The following is a 21,285-nucleotide window of genomic DNA, read 5'->3' on the forward strand; positions in this document are numbered from 1 at the left end:
TTTCTTAATGTGCTCAATATGGATGGTTAGTCAAACATTTAAAAAGTGACGGTTTTTTCGATGCTTCGAAGTATCCGGTAGCTTTTCTTGCCACTGTGGTACAAAAAGGAAAAACCCTCTGCTTTAAGAGTGAGACTTTTACAATAGACCGGTCAAAATGGAATATCACATTTAAGTCCAAGTCTTTTTTTAGTGATCCGGGGATAAATTTATTTATGATGACGTAGAATTATCGGTTGATGTTCTTGCCGTTAACTGATATTTTATTCATGCTACAATATAAAAAGGTCCTCAAGGGCCTTTTTTTATCTGAACTCTATGGCATGCGTGTTTTTGACCTCGTTAATGATAAAAGTGCTGTGCGCACTTCCAATATGATCGAGATATGTTAACTTATCATTTAAGAACTGATGGTATCCGTTCATATCCTTTACCGTGATTTTTAAAAGATAATCATAATCTCCGCTCACATTGTAGCATTCGAGAACTTCAGAAAACTTGATGACCTCTCTTTCAAATTTCACGAGGTACTCATGTTTGTGTTCTTGTAGTTTAATCTGACAAAAAACAACGAATCCCAGATCAACAAGGTTCTTGTTGATCCGAACAGAATAGGATTCAATAATTCCTTTACGCTCCATTTTCCTGATACGTTCATAGATCGCAGTTCCTGAAAGAGACAAATGGACGGATAACTCTTTAATTGTAATTTTACTGTCCTTTTGTAAATGACTTAAAATACTTTTATCGAGGTCGTCTAACATAACTGATATATTTTCTAACAAATCATTGAACTAACTTGTGTTTCAACAAATATATCTATATTTTTTATTTTAAATAGTTTTATATTCTATATTTAGAATTTATAATTGATTTATTTACTACAATTATCTATTTTTACTAATATTTTTTAATTAAATTATATTATTATGGAATTCAATCCTGCTGACAATATCCAAGACCTGCAGTATTTTGGTGAATTTGGTGGTGTAAATCCATCGATATCCGACTCTTCAACCTATACTTTTCTAGCAGCGAAATCAATGATAGACACTTTTGAAGGCAACTTGGAAGGATGCTATTTGTATTCAAGACATTCAAGTCCGTCCAACCTCTATTTAGGGCAGGCCCTCGCTGCCATGGAAGGTACTGAAGCTGCCAATGTTTCTGCCTCAGGAATGGGATCAATTTCTTCAGTACTATTGCAATTATGCGCGCAGGGAGACCATATTGTTTCGTCAAGAACAATTTATGGAGGTACCTATGCATTTCTAAAGAATTTTACCCCAAAATTTGGTATAGATACATCCTTTATAGATATTACGGACCTTAATAAGGTAAGAACTGCCATTAAACCGAGTACAAAAATTTTATATTGTGAAAGCGTAAGCAATCCTCTTTTAGAAGTTGCGGATATCAAAGCCTTGTCTGAAATTGCCAAAGAGCATCATTTAAAGCTTGTTGTGGATAATACCTTTTCTCCCTTGCAAATTTCCCCTGCTGTTTTAGGGGCCGATATAGTGATCCATAGCTTGACTAAATTCATCAATGGCACCAGTGATACCGTGGGCGGTGCTATATGTGGTTCAAATGAATTCATTGAAAGTTTAAGAAATGTAAATAATGGTGCAAGCATGTTGTTGGGCCCGGTAATGGATAGTTTGCGTTCGGCGAGTGTTCTTAAAAACCTCCGCACCTTGCATATAAGAATGAAAAAGCACAGCGAAAATGCCATGTATCTTGCAAAAAGATTTGAAAAAGACGGGTATAAGGTGATGTATCCCGGCCTTGAAAGTCACCCTCAACATGGTCTTTATACCTCCCTATACAATCAGGAATACGGATTTGGAGGCTTGCTTACCCTGGACGCAGGGTCGCTGGAAAAAGCAGATGAACTCATGGAATTGATGCAAAAAAGGAATTTGGGTTATTTGGCAGTAAGCCTTGGGTTCTACAAAACGCTTTTTAATGCCCCGGGCACGGCTACATCTTCAGAAATACCTTTGGAAGAGCAAAAAGAAATGGGGCTTACCGACGGGCTTATCCGATTTTCTATAGGACTTGACAATCACATAGAAAGAACTTACAAAGAAATGAAACACTGTATGGAAAGCCTAAACATATTGACCCTGTCCCGGCTATAATTGTTTACTGAGCAAGTATTGCCTTTAAATCAAATCTCCTGGTTAGTCAAGGGATTTTAAAAAGGTCAATACGTTTTGTTCAATCCTCTGTAACATATTATTCGTGCTGGCCTTCTTAAAAGGTTTGCCTGTGATATTTTCGTATAATTCAATATATCGTTCTGAAATTTCCTGAATCTTGGCATCTGACATTTCTGGAATCACCTGGCCTTCCAGGCCCTGAAAACCGTTGCTGATGAGCCATTGTCTTACAAATTCCTTTGACAGCTGCTTTTGAGCCAGTCCCTTGTCTTGTCTTTCCTGATAACCATCGGCATAGAAATACCGTGAAGAATCAGGGGTGTGAATCTCATCAATTAACACGATGCTTCCATCCCTGGTTTTTCCAAATTCATATTTGGTATCCACTAAAATTAAATCTCTTTGTGAAGCAAGTTCCGTTCCTCTTTGAAAAAGCTTTCTTGTATAATCTTCAAGAATCAAGTAGTCATCCTCTGAAACTATTTTTTGGGCTATGATATCCTCTCTTGAGATATCTTCATCATGCAAACCATCATCCGCTTTTGTCGACGGGGTTATAATAGGTTGAGGGAATTTATCATTCTCCTTCATTCCATCAGGCATAACCACACCGCAAAGAAGTCGCTTCCCTTCACGGTATTCTCTCCACGCGTGACCGGCCAGGTAACCTCTGATCACCATTTCAACCTTAAAGGGTTGGGCCAAATGTCCAATGGCAACATTTGGGTCAGGACAGCCAATCAACCAGTTCGGCACAATATCTTTAGTTGCTTCCAGCATGCTTTGAGCTATCTGATTCAATATTTGGCCCTTATAAGGAATTTGACGAGGCATGATGACGTCAAAGGCCGATAATCGGTCACTGGCGATCATGACCAGATATTTATCTCTGATATTGTATACTTCCCTAACTTTTCCTTTGTAGACATTCCTTTGTCCGGGAAAGTTGAAATCTGTATCATTAATGGTATTCATGGCTATTGAATTAATCGTTTTCTAGTCCGTTTCTATATTTTTATAAGCACTAATAATATCTTTGACCAATTGATGTCTTATGACATCCTTTTCATCAAGATGAACAAATCCGATCCCCTTGAGGCCCTTTAATGCCAACAAAGCTTCCTTTAAACCGGAAATTTGACGTCGAGGCAGATCTATCTGACCAGGATCACCATTGATAATGAATTTAGCATGCTTCCCCATTCGGGTCAAAAACATCTTCATTTGGTTGTGCGTTGTATTCTGAGCTTCATCCAATATGACAAAGGCACTGTCTAGGGTGCGCCCTCTCATAAAAGCCAAAGGGGCTATTTGTATGGTTCCGTTCTCAAGAAACGACTCGAGCTTTTCAAAGGGAATCATATCCCTTAAAGCGTCATATAAGGGCTGCATATACGGATCCAATTTTTCTTTGAGGTCCCCGGGTAAAAAACCTAAATTTTCTCCAGATTCAACAGCCGGACGCGTGAGAATGATTCTTTTTACCTCTCGCTCCTTCAGGGCCCTTACAGCAAGCGCCACTGCGGTATAGGTTTTCCCGGTACCTGCAGGCCCGATTGCAAAAAGCATGTCATTGTCATTCATCAGATCAACCATTTTCCTTTGGTTAACCGATTGAGCCTTTATTGCACGTCCTGACACGCCATGTACCAATACGCCGTCTGAAAGTTTTGAATTTTTGTGTTGTACGGCAGTTGTAAGAATACGCTCTATGCTGTTATCGTCAAGTTTGTTGTATCGATGAAAGTAGGTGACCAAAGAATTAAACTTTTTTTCAAACTCGTCAAGCATAATAGATTCTCCATAGATCCTGATCTTGTTTCCTCTTGCCACAATTTTTAACTTGGGAAATGACTTCTTTACCAACTCTATATTGCGATTATGAGGGCCAAAAAATTCATTCGGAGCAATATCCTCCAGTTCAATAATTCTTTCGTTCAATCCTAAAATGTTTAGATTAAAAATTAAGCCTTAAGTGCTTTTATACTACTATAATTTCATTAGATTTGTACAACAAAAATAGCACATTTTAGCAGCAAAACACCAATTGTTAAAAATAATATATTCCCTTATCTGGAATCATTAAAAAAAATATGCCAATCATTACTTTAACAACCGATTTTGGTACTAAAGATCACTTTGTTGGTGCTGTAAAAGGTTCTATCTACACTGAATTGGAGGAAGTTAGAATTGTTGATATCTCTCACGATATCACGCCGTTTAGTATTACAGAAACTGCATACATTCTTAAAAACACTTATAAAAACTTTCCCCCGGGAACTATCCATATTGTCGGCGTGGATTCAGAGGTCAGCATTGAGAACAAACCCATTGCGATAGAAATGGAAGAGCAGTTTTTTATTTGTTGCGACAATGGAATTCTTTCGATGATCACTAACGAGATCAACCCGGATAAAATTGTCGAGATAACCATACAGGAACCCATCGATGTCGAATTGCCTGTTTTAGGGATGTTTATAAAAGTAGCATGTCATATCGCACGGGGAGGAACGCTAGATGTGATTGGTAAGAGAATCACTGAGATCAAGAATATTTTAGAGATACGGCCACAGGTTAACGCAGAAAAAAATCAAATTGTCGGAAGCATTATTTATATTGATAATTTTGGGAATGTGATCAGTAATATCTCCAAAAACACTTTCCAAAACGTGGGTAAAGGCAGGGAATTTGAAATTATAGCGAGAAACTATAAATTCGTAAAAATTCATCAAAAGTATAACGACATTGTAGATTTCACGGTACCGATTTCGAAAAGGCAGGACGATGGTAAAAAACTGGCCCTCTTTAATTGTTCCAATTATTTAGAAATTTCAATTTACAGGAGTAATTTAAAGACTGTCGGTGGTGCTTCAAATTTACTCGGACTGGACTATCGGGACAACATTACCGTTCGTTTTATCTAATAATTAAAAATATGCTTGTTAGAATTGTAAAAATGACCTTTGACCTTGACAGAATTCCTGAGTTTCTAGAGCGTTTTCACAGCATCAAACATAAAATTATGGCATTTGATGGTTGTGACTTACTTGAGCTTTATCAGGATAAAAGTAATAAGGCTGTATTTTTTACTTACAGTTACTGGAAATCAGAAGAAGACTTAAACCGCTATAGAAATTCAGATTTTTTTAATGAGGTGTGGAATAATACTAAAAAAATGTTCGCAGAAAAACCTGAGGCGTGGAGTGTAGATAAAATTGTAAGTTTGCCTCAACCTTAAATTCATAATTAAAAAGCAGATGTTAGCTATTTTAAAAAAAGAACTTAATTTGTTTTTCGTCACTCCTATTGGATATTTGGTCATCGCCATGTTCCTGTTGATCAACGGACTTTTTTTATGGGTTTTTAAAGGGGATTATAATGTATTGAATGCAGGTTTTGCAGACCTGAACAGCTTCTTTTTTATCACGCCCTGGTTCTTTATATTCATGATTCCTGCAATAACAATGAGAACATTTTCGGATGAGATCAGATTAGGAACCATAGAGATTCTAAAAACCAAGCCTATTCGTAGCTGGGATATTGTTATCGGTAAATACCTCGGATCTTTATTGCTTGTTTTTGCTGCCCTTATTCCTACCCTATCTTATGTTTATACGCTTGTACAATTGGCTGCTACTCCTGAAAACATCGATTTTGGAAGTATCATTGGCTCCTATATAGGTTTGCTGTTTTTGGCGAGTAGCTTTACGGCTATAGGAATGTTTACTTCAACTCTTTCCAATAACCAGATTGTTGCTTTTATTGCGGGCGTACTTGTTTCCTTTTTTATGTTTTACGGCTTTGAAGCACTTGAAGAAATCATAAGTCTGGAAAATTTTGATACCAAAAAACTTGGGCTTCACGCTCGGTTTGAAAATATAGGCAGAGGGGTTGTTGACACAAAAGATCTCATATATTTTATGAGTGTTACTTTTTTCTTTCTTTTTTTAACCAAATCAAATTTCGATTTAAAACAGTAACAGACAAAGGGTGCCATGAGCAAAAATAATCCATATCGTAAAGTTTTAGTTGTCCTTATCGTTCTGATTATTGTCAATTTTTTTGGTTCATACGCTTATAAAAGGTTTGATCTGACTCATGACAAAAGATATACGCTTTCAGCAGAAACGATAAGTTTAGTCGAACAAATTGAAAATCCTCTGTTGATAAAGGTCTATCTCCAAGGTTCATTTCCAGCAGAATTCAAGAGGTTACAACTGGAAACCAAACAATTGCTTATGGAACTTAATGAGATCAATGATCTGGTTAAGTTCAGGTTTATCGACCCGCTTAGTTCTACAAAAGATTTGATTGAAAAAGGCCTGCAACCAAGCCGCTTAACTGTTCAGGAAGATGGTAAAGTTTCGGAAGCAGTCATTTTTCCCTGGGCTCTTATCAGCTATGGTGATAAAGAAGGCAGTGTACCACTTTTGGTCAATGCCATTGCACCAAGCCAGGAACAACAATTACAGAACTCAATAGAAAATCTGGAATATGAGTTTGCAAATGCCATCCACAAAATAAGCGCAGAAAAAAGCAAAAAAATTGCTGTGCTTAAAGGTAATGGTCAACCTGACGACATTTATCTCTACAGCTTCCTTAAGAGTTTGGGAGAATATTACAAGCTGGCAGAATTCACCCTTGATTCAGTTGAAATTAATCCAAATAAAACCTTAAGTCAACTTTCAGACTACGATTTATCAATTATTGCTAAACCTTCACTTACATTTAGCGAGAAGGAAAAACTTGTTTTAGATCAGTATATCATGCAGGGCGGCAAAACATTGTGGTTATTAGACAATGTTTACGCCGAAATGGACAGTTTGATGTTGACAGGTAAATCACTTGCCTTTAACAGAGATCTGAACCTTACCGATATGTTGTTTAGTTATGGGGTAAGGATCAATTATAACGTGACAAAAGACCTCTATAGCGGTACCATAAGATTGGCATCCGGGAACACGGGGAATCAGCTTCAATATCAGGATTTCCTTTGGCATTATTTCCCCCTGATCTTTGCCGACAACACCCATGCGATCAGTAAAAATATCGACCCGGTATTATTGAAGTTCCCCAGTAGTATTGATACGCTTGAAAATGAAATACGTAAAACCATTCTTTTACAGTCTTCTCCGCTTGCTAAAATAATCGGAACTCCTGCCAATGTAAGCTTGAATGAAATAGCGATTGAAGCCGATAAAAACGAGTTCAGGGATGCGTTGACCAATTTTGGTGTTTTGCTTGAAGGGGAATTCCCCTCGGCCTATGCAAACAGGATGTTGCCATTCGATACAGAAAATTTCAGGCCCATCGGAATTGACAATAAAATGATCGTTATAGCCGATGGAGACCTCGCCGTTAATGAGGTCTTAAGAGGTGAACCACTGCCCCTTGATAAGGATAAATGGACAAACCAGAATTACGGAAACATAGAATTTTTGCTAAACAGTGTGCATTACTTGTTAGATGACAAGGGCCTGCTGAATCTCAGGTCAAAATCGTTGCAAATTCAATTTCTAGATAAGGAAAAGGCCTTTGAAGAAAGGACGTATTGGCAAATGTTAAATCTTGTCGTCCCACTTGTTATTTTATTTGTTTTTGGCTGGGTTTTCAATTTTTTGAGAAAACGACGATACAGCTAAATATGGTAAAGTTGCTTTAATTGCTGTCTCTTCATAAATTTTTGTTAAAATAATGATGAATTCAAAGGGTTAGCCTATAATTCATGTAATTTTAAAAATTATTAACTAAAACTAATTCTTATGCAAACCAAATTAATTACACTATTATTGCTTTTTGGCGCTTTTACAATACAAGCCCAAATCAAAACCCCACAACCAAGTCCATCTTCCAGCGTTCATCAAACCATAGGTCTTTCAGAAGTATCTGTAGATTATTCAAGGCCGGCGATGAGAGGAAGGGTCATTTTTGGAGATCTTGTGCCTTATGGAAAACTATGGAGAACAGGAGCCAATATGAGAACTAAATTCACAACTGATTCAGATTTAAAAATTGACGGAAAGGACCTGAAAAAAGGAACGTACGCGATTTTAAGTATTCCTAATAAAGATGCTTGGGAACTTATCTTTTATACTGAGTATCAAGCCGGAGGTGCTCCTGCTACGCTTGATGACAGTAAAGTTGCTTTAAAAGTATCCGCAAAGACTTATCCTATAGACAATCCGGTTGAGAACTTTACAATTGGTTTTGGAGATCTTGCCGATGGAGTTTCTGGAAACATGTATATCATGTGGGATAAAACCATGGTCGTAACAAAAATCGAGACTCCTACTGATAAGGTAGCTATAGAAAGCATAGAAAAGACTATGGCAGGGCCTTCAGCTAATGATTATTTCAGTGCAGCTTCGTATTACAGAAGTTCTGGAAAAGACCTTAACAAAGCGCTAGAATGGGTTAGCAAAGCTGTCGAAATGAATCCGGACGCTTTCTGGATGTCTCGTCAAAAATCTTTGATCCAGGCTGATCTTGGCGACAAAGACGGTGCAATTGCAACGGCAAAAGTTTCTTTGGCAGCCGCTGAAAAAGCTGGTAATGCTGATTATGTTAAAATGAATAAGGAATCCATTGCCGAATGGAGTAAATAACAGAAAAAATGAAAAATATTAATTTATTACTGGCTTTGTTTTTTATTGTCTCAACAAGTTGTGCACAAAAAAGCCCAAGAAAAGATGTTAAAGGATCTGTAAACGGAGCACAGATTACAATTGATTATGGAGCCCCTAGCGTAAAAGGAAGAACGATTTGGGGAGGATTGGAGCAATACGGACAGGTATGGCGTGCCGGTGCCAATGAAAATACAACTATTGCATTTGACAAAGATGTGAAAATCAATGGCGAGCCTCTGGCGGCAGGAAAATATGGTTTTTTCATTATTCCAAATGAATCAGGTGAATGGGTGGCCATTTTTAATAAGAAAAATGATGCCTGGGGATCTTATTCTTATTCAGAAGCTGAAGACGCTTTAAGGGTTATGGTAAAGCCTGAATTTGATGATGAGGTTCAGGAACAACTCATGTATGGCGTTGACAATTCAGGGATTGTATTTGCCTGGGATAAGGCTCGCCTTCATCTTTCAGTTGAATAAAACAGGTATAAACCTACTTATAAGCCCCGGATTACCGGGGCTTTTTTTATGATCTTTAATTTTATTTTTTAGTGGAAACCTTCTGAATGATTACAGCCAAAGTTATAACAATAACACAGCCCAGCAGATTTAACCAGAGATAGGGTAAAACACCCATAAAATAGATCCATATAATCAATACCTGTGTCATAAGGGCGGCAAGGAATACGGCATTGCCCCGAACGTATTTTATAAAAAAGGCAATCAAAAATATACCCAGAATATTTCCATAAAAAATAGATCCTATAATATTAACCAGTTGAATGAGGTTGTCAAACAAATTAGCGACACTCGCCACGATGATCGCGAGAATTCCCCATCCAAGGGTAAACCACTTTGTAGCAAACACATAATGCATATCATCATGTGTTTTCTTATCATTTCGCTTGTATAAATCCATAGTGGTTGTAGCCGCTAAAGCGTTTAATTCAGAAGCAGTTGACGACATGGCTGCCGACAGGATCACAGCAAGTAAGAGCCCTATCAGGCCCCGCGGGAGGTTATTGAGAATAAAATGAATAAACACATAATCTTTATCATTTACTTCCTGTGAAGGATCAGCCTTAAGGATCAGCTCCTTGGCAGTTTCCCTGTTGTTAAATTCCTTTGTATCAAGTGCCTTTATCTGTTCTTTGATCTCAAGATTCTCAGGGTGTGCTGCAAAGTCTAATTGTAATGCTTTTTTCTGTTCCACAACCCCAAGGTGCTGCTGTCTGAGAGCAGTGTATTCCTCTGCATATTCAGAATCCATGACAGCCCCCGTAGCTGCAGGATTAAAGTTTAAAGGAGAAATGTTGAATTGGTAAAACACAAATACCATCACTCCCACCAAAAGAATAAAGAATTGCATAGGAACCTTTAAAAAACCATTGAATAAAAGTCCTAACTGGCTTTCTCGTATTGATTTTCCCGACAAATAACGTTGAACCTGCGATTGGTCTGTTCCAAAATAAGACAACATCAAAAAAGTCCCCCCTAAAAACCCGGTCCAAATGGTGTATCTGTTGTTTAAATCAAAGGAAAAATCAAGCACTTCCATTTTTCCGCTTGCTCCTGCAATCTCGATGGCTTTTGAAAATGAAATTCCTTCAGGCAAATAACTAAGGATAATAAAGAAGGCTGCAAACATTCCAATAAAAATTATACCCATTTGCTGTTTTTGGGTTACGCTTACGGCCTTGGTTCCACCACTAACCGTATAAATAATAACCAAAACCCCTATAATGATATTCAGTGACATGAGGTCCCAGCCTAAAACCGCTGAAAGTATAATAGATGGTGCAAAAATTGTAATTCCCGCTGCAAGCCCACGCTGGATAAGAAATAAAATGGCTGCTAAGGATCGGGTTTTTAAGTCAAATCTGCTTTCAAGGTATTCGTAAGCGGTATACACCTTCAGCCTGTGATAAATAGGGATAAAAACAACACAGATAATGATCATGGCTATTGGAAGACCAAAATAAAATTGAACAAATCCCATCCCACTGTGAAATGCCTGTCCGGGTGTTGACAGAAAAGTTATCGCACTAGCCTGAGTCGCCATAACGGAGAGGCCAATTGTCCACCATTTTGCCTCGCTCCCTCCTTTGATAAAGTCGTCCACATTCTTACTGCCCTTTGTTTTCCATGAGCCGTAAATCACAATAAACAACAAGGTTACCAATAAAACTATCCAATCTAACAGCGCCATAGATCAGGAATAAACTTGTGTGATTATATAAAATATGACGATGTATACCGCATTAGCGATTAACATATACGTATAAAGTTTTTTCCATTTACCCGATACTACGTCTGAATCTTCCATAAACTATTCTTTTACCTTGTTTTCAAAATTATTTTTCCCTATTGATATCATATTCGTGAATAATTTATACGCCCCTGGAACACCTGCAGGAAGCTCCCTGAAAAACGAAAGGCCCGTATAAATATAATACCCCTCTCCGTATTTGGCCACTAACAGACTTCCATCCATCGGATCATCTCCGTTTTCCTGAAAAGAAAGAATGGGAGTGAATTCCTTTGCCCACTTATTTGGGAAGTACAATCCTCTTTCTTGCACCCAGCCATCAAAATCACTTGCTTCTATTTTGTTAGGATAATTCAGCAACTCATGATTTTTGGACAAAAAGCTTACTTTGGCATTTTCATCTGTGATACGGTCGCGTGAGAGTTCCAGGGCATAAGGTGCCAGATTATTTTCTACAACAATGTTATGGCTCGTGTTGTATTGTACGATTAAATTTCCACCCTTTTTAACATAATCAAGAATCGCAGTTTGCTTCACTTTCAGTTCGGGAACCGTATTATAGGCCCTGATTCCCATTATTACTGCATCGAAACGGCTCAACGCCGAAAAAGAAATATTTTCGGGAAGGATTTCGACAACCTGATAGCCAATCTGTTTTAAATAATCGGGAACTTCGTCCCCTGCACCTTTTATATAACCTATCAGTTGTCCTTTTTTGACCAAATTAAGCCGTACAACTTTCGAGGCTGAGGGCAAAAGGACCGATTGTTTTGGTATATGGTCGTAATTAATTTCGACCATAGACTTATCAAGATAGTCCCCGTTAACCTTTAATGAAGGCTTGATATAACCTTCACTCTGTTCAGATGTCGGTATAACTGTGAATATCAAATTTAATTCCTCTCCCCTGTAGTCCAATTTAAAATCAAACTTTTCGGGTGATACTTTCCATCCCTCAGGAACTTTTAAAGCAACAGTTCCAGAAATACTGTCTTTAAATCCTTTTACCGTAACCGGAATTTCCTTGGCCTGGCTTTCATTAAAAATAACCACTTTTGAAGCAATATCACTAACAGCATAGGGAACAATTTCAAAAGGTTGATAGACTTCGCCCTTTACAGGATCATTGTATTTGTAGACTATATCCCTTTCAAAATCGATTAATGTTCCGTTAAAATCGATAGTGAATGCAAGTTTGTACTGAGCAGGTGTAAGAGGGCTTCCTATTAAAGAAGTATCCTCTACCCGATACATTCCCAATGTTCCCTTTTTCTCAAGCCAGTATGGAGCAGTAAGTCTTGAATCTTCACCTATGCGCATATCTATCTCCTCCGAAAAGCCGATATTATTCATTAAATCATGATTTAATGAAAGGATTTCTTCCTGAGGGTGAAATGTAATCGATTTCAATTTAATTTTCTGATCGCTTCTGTTAATGACCTCAAGTTTTACTTTGAGGTTTTGATTTCTTGCGGCATATGGCTGGCTTGCAACCCCTTCGAGATACAAACCGGAACAAGCTGATATAATTTCCTTTATTTGTGTCAACTTAAAATCCTTCCAATAATCATCTGTCAATTCTTTTATTAGTGAATAGGCTTTGAGCAATTCCGGAACACTTTTCGACGGATCACTAAAATCAAAATCTCTTTGAACCTTTTCCAGAATTGATTGAATCGGTTTACCCCCCTTAACTCTGGACCAGCTTGTGTCAATACCCTCAAAAACATGGGTACTGCCAGATGGTAATGTTCCTTTCAAGAGTTGCACGTATTCCTTATCACTTCCTCTGGTCCCGGTGCTTCCGAAACCCTGGGATTTATGCATGCTTCGGCTAAGGGAAGATATTTCAGAATTTGATAAACCCAATGAAGGATAAAATACACCGGTATCGAACCATAGCATTCCCTTTTTATCTATTTTTTCGAAATTTTCACGACTTCCATAAAACCACCAGTGGGTGTTAAAAAACAACCGCTGGGTAGTCCAAGGTTTTAATCCTTCTGTTTTATAACCCGGGTCAGCAGCAAGATCAAATGCTTCAGTACCAAGAATCGCCGAAGATGTATGATGCCCGTGCGTTTTACCTGCCGATTCAGCGTTGAACCGGTTGATGATGACGTCTGGCTTAAATTTCCTGATCGTTTTAATTACGTCATTTAACACATCATCTTTGTTCCAAATTCTCAATGTTTCATCCGGATGTTTGGAATAACCAAAATCATTTGCTCTGGTAAAGAATTGTTCTCCACCATCAGTTTCTCTAGCCTTTAGCAATTCATTCGTTCTGATAACTCCAAGTAATTCTCTTATTTCGGGGCCAATCAGATTTTGACCTCCATCACCTCTGGTGATAGACAAATACGCTGTTCTGGCATGAACATTATTTGAAAAGTAGGATATTAATCTTGTATTCTCATCATCAGGATGAGCAGCCAGATATAATACCGATCCTAAAAAATTTAACTTTTTTATGGCCTCATGGATTTCAGCCGAATTTGGTTTTTCAGGTGCCTGGGAGTATATTGGAAAAGCAAGAAATACACAAATCGATATTGTCAATACATATTTAATCATATAAAATTAATTTCAAATTTTTGAACACATGTTAACACACTTACAGTTTGATATGCATAAAGATTCAGACTTAAATTAGATCATCTGCAAAATTCTACCTTGATTTAGGTCAAGTTGCAACAAATCTAAAGAAATATAGTGTTCCTTTCCCTCTATTAAGAAAATCTTAACATTATATTTTGTTGATATACAAGCCAAATAAATTTTCAAAGTTCAATATTAAAATAATATATTTGTATGCTTGTTAAATTCCCAAAAGATCAGATTTGATCTTTTAATTTTAACAATGCCCTAAAAGGAGCATTGAAGTTTAATGATCAGAAGGAATCAAGAGATAAAGATCAATACATTTTTAAATTAAAAAGCATGAAGTTTATAGTTTCCAGTTCTCAATTATTGAAACAATTACAAATTTTAGGTGGAGTTATCAATACGAACAATACCCTGCCTATCCTTGATAATTTTCTATTCGAGTTGACTGATGATCAATTGAGGATTTCTGCCTCTGACCTGGAAACTACCATGAGTACTTCGATCGATGTTGAAGCGGATGAGCAAGGAGCCATTGCTGTGCCTGCAAGACTATTGCTGGATATTCTTAAAACTTTTCCCGAACAGCCTTTAACTTTTAAGGTTGAAGATAATAACACCATTGAAATTAGTTCCGACAGTGGAAAATACGCACTGGCTTATGCGGATGGTGAAGAATTTCCCAAAGCAGTAGAACTTGAATCTCCAAGCAGTACTACGCTAAAAGCAAGTATTTTAGCCACTGGTATTTCAAAAACGATTTTTGCCTCTGGAAACGATGATTTAAGGCCCGTGATGAGCGGGGTGTTTTTCCAGTTAAGCCCTGAGAATTTGATCTTTGTTGCTACTGATGCCCATAAACTGGTAAAATACATAAGAAAAGATGTAAGCGCCAACGAGGTGGCTGAATTTATCATGCCAAAGAAACCTTTGACCCTTTTAAAGAATATTTTATCAGGTAACGACGAAGATGTGGTTATAGAATACAATGATACCAATGCAAAATTCAGTTTTGGCAACAGTACCTTGATTTGCAGGCTAATTGATGGTAAGTATCCTAACTATGAAGCTGTCATACCTAAAGAAAATCCAAACAAATTAACACTTGACAGAAACTCATTCTACAATTCCGTAAGAAGGGTTTCTATATTCTCCAGTAAAACCACCCATCAGATTCGCTTGAAAATGGCTGGAACAGAATTGAAAATTTCTGCCGAAGACCTCGATTTCTCGAATAAGGCAGATGAAAGGTTATTGTGCAGCTATGAAGGGGATGACATGCAAATAGGGTTTAATTCTCGATTTTTGCTTGAGATGTTAAATCATTTGAATTCAAATGAAATCCTTTTGGAAATGTCTTTACCCAACAGAGCAGGTATCCTTACTCCTGTTGATGGACTGGAAGAAGGTGAGGAAATCACCATGTTGGTTATGCCTGTGATGCTGAGTAATTAGAGCATCAAAATAGTTAACAATCTAATTTTCTTAAGATTAAGATTCTCCAAAATTTATCAATATTTGTTAATATCAATAGATATTGCTATATTCGCATTAAGAAAATAGTTGAATCCCCTAAAGTTCAATTTATTTTTTAGTAAAACTGATCAACTAATAATTAGGTAATTATCTAAATATTAGTTATTTATGTTATCCATAAAAAGGAAGTTGAACGAAATTGCGCCTATGAAAAGAAAACTACTCACGACTTACATCTTGTTAGCTCTTACCTATACCTCATTTGGACAAATGGATTATTCAAATGTGGAATTCAGGAGTTATATCTATAAATACAAGGAGGCTGATCCCAGGACTTCCGAATTGGGTATTGAAAAGGAACTACTTTCAGAAATTGTTAAACTTCTGGGAAAGGATATCTATTCCAAAGAAGAGCAGGACGAAATTGTTTACAAGACCTGGCTCGCGTTGGCAAAACCCAAAGTATTTGATTATGTCTTCAAGGATTTTGCGGTTTCCTCAAACAAGAACTGGGGCTCACAAAATGCAAACGGAGAGATTGTTCTTGAACCAAATCCATATCTTACGGATTGGACCGTTAGCGACGATGAGTATCCTTATTTCCAACTTGCCTTAAATAAAATTCTGGAATATTTTCAACTCATGACTTATGGAGACGACGCAGAAAGTGTGGCCTCTTCGTTTAATGAATTGTTAATTACGAAGGATTTTAAATTCTCCGATCCCAAAGACGATGACTGGGCTTATTCATATATTGAAAGTGTCAATTCAGAATTACAAAAAGAAGGATTGGTGGCCCTGGTAACAAAGGGTTATTACAATATTATTGTTTGTGATATCAATAGTAAAGATCAGCTTACGGAATTATTCGAAAAGTTTAGATGGGAATTGGTTCAACCCTGATTTCCAACTAAAGTTCCCCTCATTAATCTGCTTTATCCTTTTAAAGCAGATTTTTTTTTAAATTTACCCAATAATTGTATCTGCCAACCGTTTTAACTGGAAGCAGGTGCAATCTGTTAATTCAAGACAAGGTGAAAAAAACCGTATTATTATTTTTTGTGATTCTTTATGGTATCGTCGCCTTTCCTCAGCAAAAGGACTATACGCAGATCCATTTTAAAAGTAAATTGAGGAATTATACCAAGGTCATGCCAAAAGTAAAAGAATTTGGTATTGATAAAGATCTATTTGTTCAATTGACAGATTTACTTACCATGGAGGAGTTTACGGCACAAGAAAAGACTGAACTTTCCAATAAGTTATGGCTGGCCGTTTCAAATCCTCAAAAATTTGATTTTGTATATAAGGACTATTCCTTAAAGACCATAAAAAACTGGGGTGTTAAAATAAAATTTGAAGATCCCAATTTTGAGCCTAATCCTTATCTCGCCAAATGGACCGTTACCGAAGATGAGTTTATTTATATACATTGGGCCATAACCCAAATTCTCACTTATGAACGCCTAATGGTGTATAGCGAAAAAGCAAAAGTGGCGCAAAAAGCCATTAATGAGTTGCTGTTGTTGGAAAAATTGAATTTTTACGACGCAAAGAAAGATGAATATGCCTATGATTATTTACATCGCAACAATGCATTACTTAAAAAGCGAGGCCTGGTTATTCTTATATACAATTACCACTTCGACTATATCGTCTGTAAAATTGACGATAAAGACAAAGTGGTTGAACTTCTTGGCAGATTGAAACTGGAGTTTATCGAACCTTAGTTTCACTCTTGTTAATCTTCTATAGCAAAAGCATCTACAGGCTCTCCAAATCCAATATAAAGTATACACGGGTCTTTGCTGATACATTTAGCCTTATGCGGCTTTTTGGCTGGTCCAAAAGCATAATCACCCACATTCATGGTTTGCGTGGCCTCACCCTTATAATTCAGTGTCATTTTTCCGCTTAGAAGTATCATTCTTTCTGAAGAATTGTGCCAGTGATTCGGAATCGCGGACTTTCCTTCTACTTTGAATAAGACGTCTGAATTTGATTGTGAAGGATCTCCGTGCAATACTCCAATATTACAGCCATCAGGCATAAAAGGAGGACATGGACCCCATTCCATCGTTTTATCCTTGAATGAAGTGACTACCGAATTCTCACCATCAAAAGAATCACTCATTTGCGCACTCAGCATCCCAAATGACATAAAGCCCAAAAAGCAGTACAAAAGGTTTTTCCTTTTTAAAATTAATCGTGTTTTCATGTGTAATGTTTTAGAGGTTACTTGTTTTGGAAGTATTATCCATGAAACGGATCTACATCCCGTATAAGTAAATCTAAAACAGATCGATTAATTATATTAATAATAATCAGTCAAAAAACAACAAGATTAGTTCATTTAAAGAAATAATGGAACAGATTAATCATGATCTTTTACATAGTGGGAAGGCAAAACCCCATAGGCTTCATAAAAACATTTAGAAAAATAAGCGGGGCTATTAAAACCCGTATCAAAAGCAACCTCTGATACATTGCCATGTTGCCTGTCAAGTAATTTCAATGCCATTTGTAACCTGTAATCTTTTAAAAACAAGTTCAAAGAAACACCGGTAATGGATTTTATCTTCCTGTAAAGTTGCGATTTGCTGAGTCCTAAAGAACAACTGAAATCATCTACTTTTAGGCTTGGGTTATTCCAGGAAGCATCCAAAAAATCCATAAAAATCTTTAAAAACTTTTCATCGGAAGGATTTAAATACCTCACCAAATTCTGATCAATACTTTTATTCAAGTTCTCACTTTGATAAAGTTCCTTGACTTCTGAAGAAATTACAATTTCTCCATTCACTACCTTGGATAATCTTTCGGCCATCTCAATGGTATCTTCAAATATTCCTTCCCTTTCAGAAATCGGAATGCCGGAACTCAAGCCAATCTTTAATCTAAATGCCTCAGCATTGCCTGACAATGACCTGAATCCTGATTGAATACCAAGAGAACAGGACATCGCATCAGAAACCGATTGAAAAGAAATTAAAGAAGAAAACATACTATCCTTAACCATCCTCCCGTTAAAACTTTTAACCTGCTCTTTTAATAAGCGATGAAATGATCTCAGTTTCGTTCTACGGCTTTCACGGTTCCCTGCATTTAACTTTGACAGTGGGATGTCAACAAACATTAAAACCCTGAAGGCAGGATCCTTTATCACATTCAGGGTGTCGTTCTTAGCCTTTACGGGGTCTTCTATGCGTCCTAAAAATGACTCAACGATGTTCGGGTCCACTTCTATGATACTGTTGGGTATGGCACCGTGTGCTTTATTATGCATTTCTATTAAAGCTTCTTTATTTGGAGCCTTAATCAAACAAAATGCAGTTTTGCGGTGATCATCAAACCAATATGTCAATCCCTTACAACCAAACTCGTGCTCTATTTTTAAATCTTCCTGATGGATATTTGCCACGTGCTCTGCAGTGATTGCGTCATTGAGATCATGTCTGTCCATATAAATTGGCATAGGGTTAAGTTTTTAATATTATACAAATCTCTAATTGACCTAAGTTACATTTTTTTTTGGAATTTGATTTTATGTTTAAATCGATTTTAAATGATGTTGAAATGAATACTTTATAAGGAGTTACATGATGATCCACATGTAATGTTCCTGTCTATAAAGAAAAAACCGCCCATACGGGCGGTTTTCAAAAGGTTAGTTTATTTTGGCAAAATTATTCTAATACTTGATTGATTTGGTATTGACCATACTTCCATCTTCCAATCTCGCCTCTATCACCATTATAGTTCCGGTTTTAATTGTAGCCGTATTTAACTGAAATGATGTTTGTTTCGGAGCTTCCTGAATAATCATTCTTCCAAGTAGATCATACACCCTGATTTCATTAACAGATTTACCTGAAACAATGCTCATGATATCAAATTCATTTGAAACAGTGAATTTCTCTGTATCAACAATTTTATCAGGACCAAGATCTACATTTCTATTTAAGAATTCCAATCTGAATCTGTCTGAGAATTCACCAGTTTCCTTGGCCTCAAATTCATAATCAGAAAGATTCAAATCATGTCTAATATTCAAATAAGTATCAACCAATATAACATCAGAATCATTCATTGCACCTTCTTTTCTATTGATACTCATCTTGAACCATCCTGTTTTTTTGGTGTCGAAGCCAAGGTCTACATTTTTTGAAGCTCCGTATTTACCTAAACCTTGAATAGCGTATTTATCATTACCAATCTTGGAATAAAACTTCGAATTCTTTTTAATAAGTGAGATATTCGAATCAGCTAAATTACCTACAGCATCATAATAAAGGTCGAATCCGTCAGTAGCTTCATCTGTAAAGGCAATCAAAATATCATTTTTCTCAGAACCAATTTTTAATCGAAGAGATATCTTATCGCCCTCTTCAGATTTTGAAACGTTATTCTTGTTTTTTGAATTATTCGATTTATAGAATTGATCATTCTGAGCAATTAACTTATAACTATCATCAAAAGAAACACCTCCAAAGTCTACCGTTCGAATCATGAATCCTTGAGAGGAACCTATATTTTTGGAAACGCCATCAGTAGATCCCGCAGCATTATAAAAAATATAATCTCCGTCAAAATATTCTCCTGTATCCGGGTCTACAGCCGTTCCATGGGTCCATAAAGCAATCTCATTCACCGTTGTATTGTCAATCAGAATTCTTTGCATATCAATTGCAGCTGGATAAGGGTTACCTAATAAGTTGAAATTTTCATTATCTGTTCCGGTATCTATTGTTCCGCTAAAGAAAGTATTAATGGTAAATGGCCCGTTAAATGGGATACCAGTAAAAGTCAATGTCTGTATTCCTGGAGTAGAGCCAGGAGCGGCATAACCCTTAGCTCTGGACATACTTCCAGAGGAATTCCACCAATATTTATAATTAGAACTAGCTCCGTAAATGGGATTAACATCACCAGCTCGAAAATCGAAAATTCTACTTTGATTTACTCCTGCAAAAACAGTACTAATTTGTGATGCTAGGACGGGTGATGACCAATACGTCACATCAGTAAGATAGTCATCCAAACTTGTGGATTTTTCAATCTTTGTAATCACACCGATATTCGCATTTGGATTATAGGTAACCAAAGACTCCTGATCTCCAAAAACAAGTGATCCGTTATTCGCCAAATCACCATATACTACAATACTCGAACTGGAAACACCATTTGAATCAAATACCACATCAACTCCGCTGTTGATAGTTAAATTACAGGCAATGATATTCCCGGGTGTGCCTGTAAAAGAAGCTGATATTGTAGCCGTTCGCGATTGATCAGGTTGTAAATTTGACCAGGTCGTTCCATTATAATCTGTAGGCCCGACAACCTGGGTTCCAAGCGCGAGATTTGTATTCGAGATGGCTATATTAACATCGGATAAAAGAATAAAACTCCAATCATTAATATCAAAATCTAAATGAGGAATCTCTGTTGAACATCCTCCTTTAATATAACTGGCATTAATACCCCAACCATCTGGTGCGCTTCCAGGATCCGGAGAAATAGTTCCAATTATATCCACCCTGGAATTATAGGAAGAACTTGTATTTGTTTTTGAAATTAATATTAAATCATCGCCTGTAAAACTACAAACATCAGAAATAATCTGAGTAGCAGAACCAATATTTCCTGCAGAAGGAGCGGTAGCAGCACCATTTCTAAATAACAAGGTTTCTCCTGCAGCCATTGATGGAATCAAAGTGTTTTGAGATGGCACAGCTGTCTCAATAATTCCGGTTCTGGCAATATCATCTTCAAATAAAGCTAAATAATATTTCCCTGCCGGAATCACCTCATTAGATATATTAGTTACTTCTATCCATTGGTCATTTCCACCAAAACCATGATAATATTGACTTATCATAATTTCATTCTCCGTTGGAGGACCAACATCAATTGACCAACCTTTGGCAATAAGATTATCAAAAGATGGTTGAGCAGCAAGAGATAGTCCATCGTTGTTGATTATAGTAAGAATTCCATCAAATTGTCCAAAAGCATCTAATTGATTTACAATGGCATCAAGTTCAGCCGTAGTCAAACTATTACCCGTTAATTCAAGTCGTGTTAAAACAGCGTTATTAGATATGTCAAGAGCTGTTAAGTTATTGTCATTGGCTCTGAAA

Annotated in this window: 18 protein-coding genes; 10 read left to right on the forward strand and 8 right to left on the reverse strand. The window is 36.9% G+C overall.

Features of this window, described 5'->3' with window-relative positions; all coding sequences use genetic code 11:
• Positions 1–305: 305 nt before the first annotated feature.
• Positions 306–764, reverse strand: a complete 459-nt coding sequence (locus AABB81_RS06070; protein WP_342159285.1) for an Lrp/AsnC family transcriptional regulator — start codon at positions 762–764, stop codon at positions 306–308.
• A gap of 165 nt (positions 765–929) precedes the next feature.
• On the opposite strand from AABB81_RS06070, the gene AABB81_RS06075 reads away from it, so the two are divergent.
• Positions 930–2,144 carry an aminotransferase class I/II-fold pyridoxal phosphate-dependent enzyme gene (locus AABB81_RS06075; RefSeq protein WP_342159287.1) on the forward strand — a complete coding sequence of 405 codons (1,215 nt, stop codon included), beginning with the start codon at positions 930–932 and terminating at the stop codon, positions 2,142–2,144.
• A gap of 42 nt (positions 2,145–2,186) precedes the next feature.
• On the opposite strand, the gene AABB81_RS06080 is transcribed toward AABB81_RS06075, so the two are convergent.
• A complete protein-coding gene (locus AABB81_RS06080) occupies positions 2,187–3,140 on the reverse strand; it encodes a phosphoribosylaminoimidazolesuccinocarboxamide synthase (protein ID WP_342159288.1) in 954 nt (317 codons plus the stop codon).
• A gap of 21 nt (positions 3,141–3,161) precedes the next feature.
• On the reverse strand, positions 3,162–4,106 hold the full coding sequence (locus tag AABB81_RS06085; protein WP_342159290.1) for a PhoH family protein: 945 nt from the start codon (positions 4,104–4,106) through the stop codon (positions 3,162–3,164).
• A 152-nt stretch (positions 4,107–4,258) separates the two neighbouring features.
• On the opposite strand from AABB81_RS06085, the gene AABB81_RS06090 reads away from it, so the two are divergent.
• The 6 genes from AABB81_RS06090 to AABB81_RS06115 all read left to right on the forward strand — a co-directional run bounded on the left by AABB81_RS06090 (position 4,259) and on the right by AABB81_RS06115 (position 9,270).
• Positions 4,259–5,089: an SAM hydrolase/SAM-dependent halogenase family protein gene (locus AABB81_RS06090; protein WP_342159291.1), complete on the forward strand. Its 831-nt coding sequence runs from the start codon at positions 4,259–4,261 to the stop codon at positions 5,087–5,089.
• 11 nt (positions 5,090–5,100) lie between these two features.
• Entirely contained in the window at positions 5,101–5,403 is a 303-nt protein-coding gene (locus AABB81_RS06095) for a putative quinol monooxygenase (RefSeq protein WP_342159292.1), read from the forward strand.
• A gap of 19 nt (positions 5,404–5,422) precedes the next feature.
• Complete coding sequence (gene gldF / locus AABB81_RS06100) at positions 5,423–6,145, forward strand: gliding motility-associated ABC transporter permease subunit GldF (RefSeq protein ID WP_342159293.1); 723 nt, start codon at positions 5,423–5,425, stop codon at positions 6,143–6,145.
• Between the two features lie 15 nt (positions 6,146–6,160).
• Complete coding sequence (gene gldG / locus AABB81_RS06105; RefSeq protein WP_342159294.1) at positions 6,161–7,807, forward strand: gliding motility-associated ABC transporter substrate-binding protein GldG; 1,647 nt, start codon at positions 6,161–6,163, stop codon at positions 7,805–7,807.
• Positions 7,808–7,927: 120 nt separating this feature from the next.
• Positions 7,928–8,770, forward strand: coding sequence for a DUF2911 domain-containing protein (locus AABB81_RS06110; protein ID WP_342159295.1), 843 nt, complete (start codon positions 7,928–7,930; stop codon positions 8,768–8,770).
• Positions 8,771–8,778: 8 nt separating this feature from the next.
• The gene (locus AABB81_RS06115) at positions 8,779–9,270 is read left to right on the forward strand and encodes a DUF2911 domain-containing protein (RefSeq protein ID WP_342159297.1); all 492 of its coding nucleotides are present in this window, start codon (positions 8,779–8,781) and stop codon (positions 9,268–9,270) included.
• Positions 9,271–9,331: 61 nt separating this feature from the next.
• Here AABB81_RS06115 and AABB81_RS06120 read toward each other — a convergent pair whose 3' ends face one another.
• Entirely contained in the window at positions 9,332–10,999 is a 1,668-nt protein-coding gene (locus AABB81_RS06120; protein ID WP_342159298.1) for a sodium:solute symporter family protein, read from the reverse strand.
• A 120-nt stretch (positions 11,000–11,119) separates the two neighbouring features.
• Entirely contained in the window at positions 11,120–13,636 is a 2,517-nt protein-coding gene (locus AABB81_RS06125) for a PIG-L family deacetylase (RefSeq protein WP_342159299.1), read from the reverse strand.
• A gap of 366 nt (positions 13,637–14,002) precedes the next feature.
• Between AABB81_RS06125 and dnaN the strand changes: the two genes are divergently transcribed.
• The 3 genes from dnaN to AABB81_RS06140 all read left to right on the forward strand — a co-directional run bounded on the left by dnaN (position 14,003) and on the right by AABB81_RS06140 (position 16,872).
• A complete protein-coding gene (dnaN, locus tag AABB81_RS06130) occupies positions 14,003–15,121 on the forward strand; it encodes a DNA polymerase III subunit beta (protein ID WP_342159300.1) in 1,119 nt (372 codons plus the stop codon).
• Positions 15,122–15,349: 228 nt separating this feature from the next.
• Entirely contained in the window at positions 15,350–16,045 is a 696-nt protein-coding gene (locus AABB81_RS06135; RefSeq protein ID WP_342159301.1) for a hypothetical protein, read from the forward strand.
• Positions 16,046–16,176: 131 nt separating this feature from the next.
• Positions 16,177–16,872 (forward strand): hypothetical protein, encoded by a 696-nt coding sequence (locus AABB81_RS06140; RefSeq protein ID WP_342159303.1) that lies wholly within the window; start codon positions 16,177–16,179, stop codon positions 16,870–16,872.
• Positions 16,873–16,883: 11 nt separating this feature from the next.
• Here the strand turns inward: AABB81_RS06140 and AABB81_RS06145 are convergent, their stop codons facing one another.
• The 3 genes from AABB81_RS06145 to AABB81_RS06155 form a co-directional block, all read right to left on the reverse strand.
• Entirely contained in the window at positions 16,884–17,360 is a 477-nt protein-coding gene (locus AABB81_RS06145) for a cupin domain-containing protein (protein ID WP_342159304.1), read from the reverse strand.
• Between the two features lie 156 nt (positions 17,361–17,516).
• Positions 17,517–18,617, reverse strand: coding sequence for a nickel-binding protein (locus tag AABB81_RS06150; protein ID WP_342159305.1), 1,101 nt, complete (start codon positions 18,615–18,617; stop codon positions 17,517–17,519).
• 216 nt (positions 18,618–18,833) lie between these two features.
• A partial coding sequence (locus AABB81_RS06155) for a hypothetical protein (RefSeq protein ID WP_342159306.1) occupies positions 18,834–21,285 on the reverse strand: 2,452 nt, incomplete at its 5' end.

It is taken from the genome of Lutimonas vermicola (genome assembly GCF_038433205.1).
Lineage (GTDB): Bacteria > Bacteroidota > Bacteroidia > Flavobacteriales > Flavobacteriaceae > Lutimonas > Lutimonas vermicola.

Coding starts and splice junctions, on each gene's coding strand:
- AABB81_RS06150 (WP_342159305.1), bottom strand. CDS start 18,617: ATGCCAATTTATATGGACAGACATGATCTCAATGACGCAATCACTGCA.
- AABB81_RS06110 (WP_342159295.1), top strand. CDS start 7,928: ATGCAAACCAAATTAATTACACTATTATTGCTTTTTGGCGCTTTTACA.
- AABB81_RS06135 (WP_342159301.1), top strand. CDS start 15,350: ATGAAAAGAAAACTACTCACGACTTACATCTTGTTAGCTCTTACCTAT.
- AABB81_RS06145 (WP_342159304.1), bottom strand. CDS start 17,360: ATGAAAACACGATTAATTTTAAAAAGGAAAAACCTTTTGTACTGCTTT.
- gldG (WP_342159294.1), top strand. CDS start 6,161: ATGAGCAAAAATAATCCATATCGTAAAGTTTTAGTTGTCCTTATCGTT.
- AABB81_RS06095 (WP_342159292.1), top strand. CDS start 5,101: ATGCTTGTTAGAATTGTAAAAATGACCTTTGACCTTGACAGAATTCCT.
- AABB81_RS06075 (WP_342159287.1), top strand. CDS start 930: ATGGAATTCAATCCTGCTGACAATATCCAAGACCTGCAGTATTTTGGT.
- AABB81_RS06125 (WP_342159299.1), bottom strand. CDS start 13,636: ATGATTAAATATGTATTGACAATATCGATTTGTGTATTTCTTGCTTTT.
- AABB81_RS06115 (WP_342159297.1), top strand. CDS start 8,779: ATGAAAAATATTAATTTATTACTGGCTTTGTTTTTTATTGTCTCAACA.
- AABB81_RS06090 (WP_342159291.1), top strand. CDS start 4,259: ATGCCAATCATTACTTTAACAACCGATTTTGGTACTAAAGATCACTTT.
- gldF (WP_342159293.1), top strand. CDS start 5,423: ATGTTAGCTATTTTAAAAAAAGAACTTAATTTGTTTTTCGTCACTCCT.
- AABB81_RS06070 (WP_342159285.1), bottom strand. CDS start 764: ATGTTAGACGACCTCGATAAAAGTATTTTAAGTCATTTACAAAAGGAC.
- AABB81_RS06120 (WP_342159298.1), bottom strand. CDS start 10,999: ATGGCGCTGTTAGATTGGATAGTTTTATTGGTAACCTTGTTGTTTATT.
- dnaN (WP_342159300.1), top strand. CDS start 14,003: ATGAAGTTTATAGTTTCCAGTTCTCAATTATTGAAACAATTACAAATT.
- AABB81_RS06080 (WP_342159288.1), bottom strand. CDS start 3,140: ATGAATACCATTAATGATACAGATTTCAACTTTCCCGGACAAAGGAAT.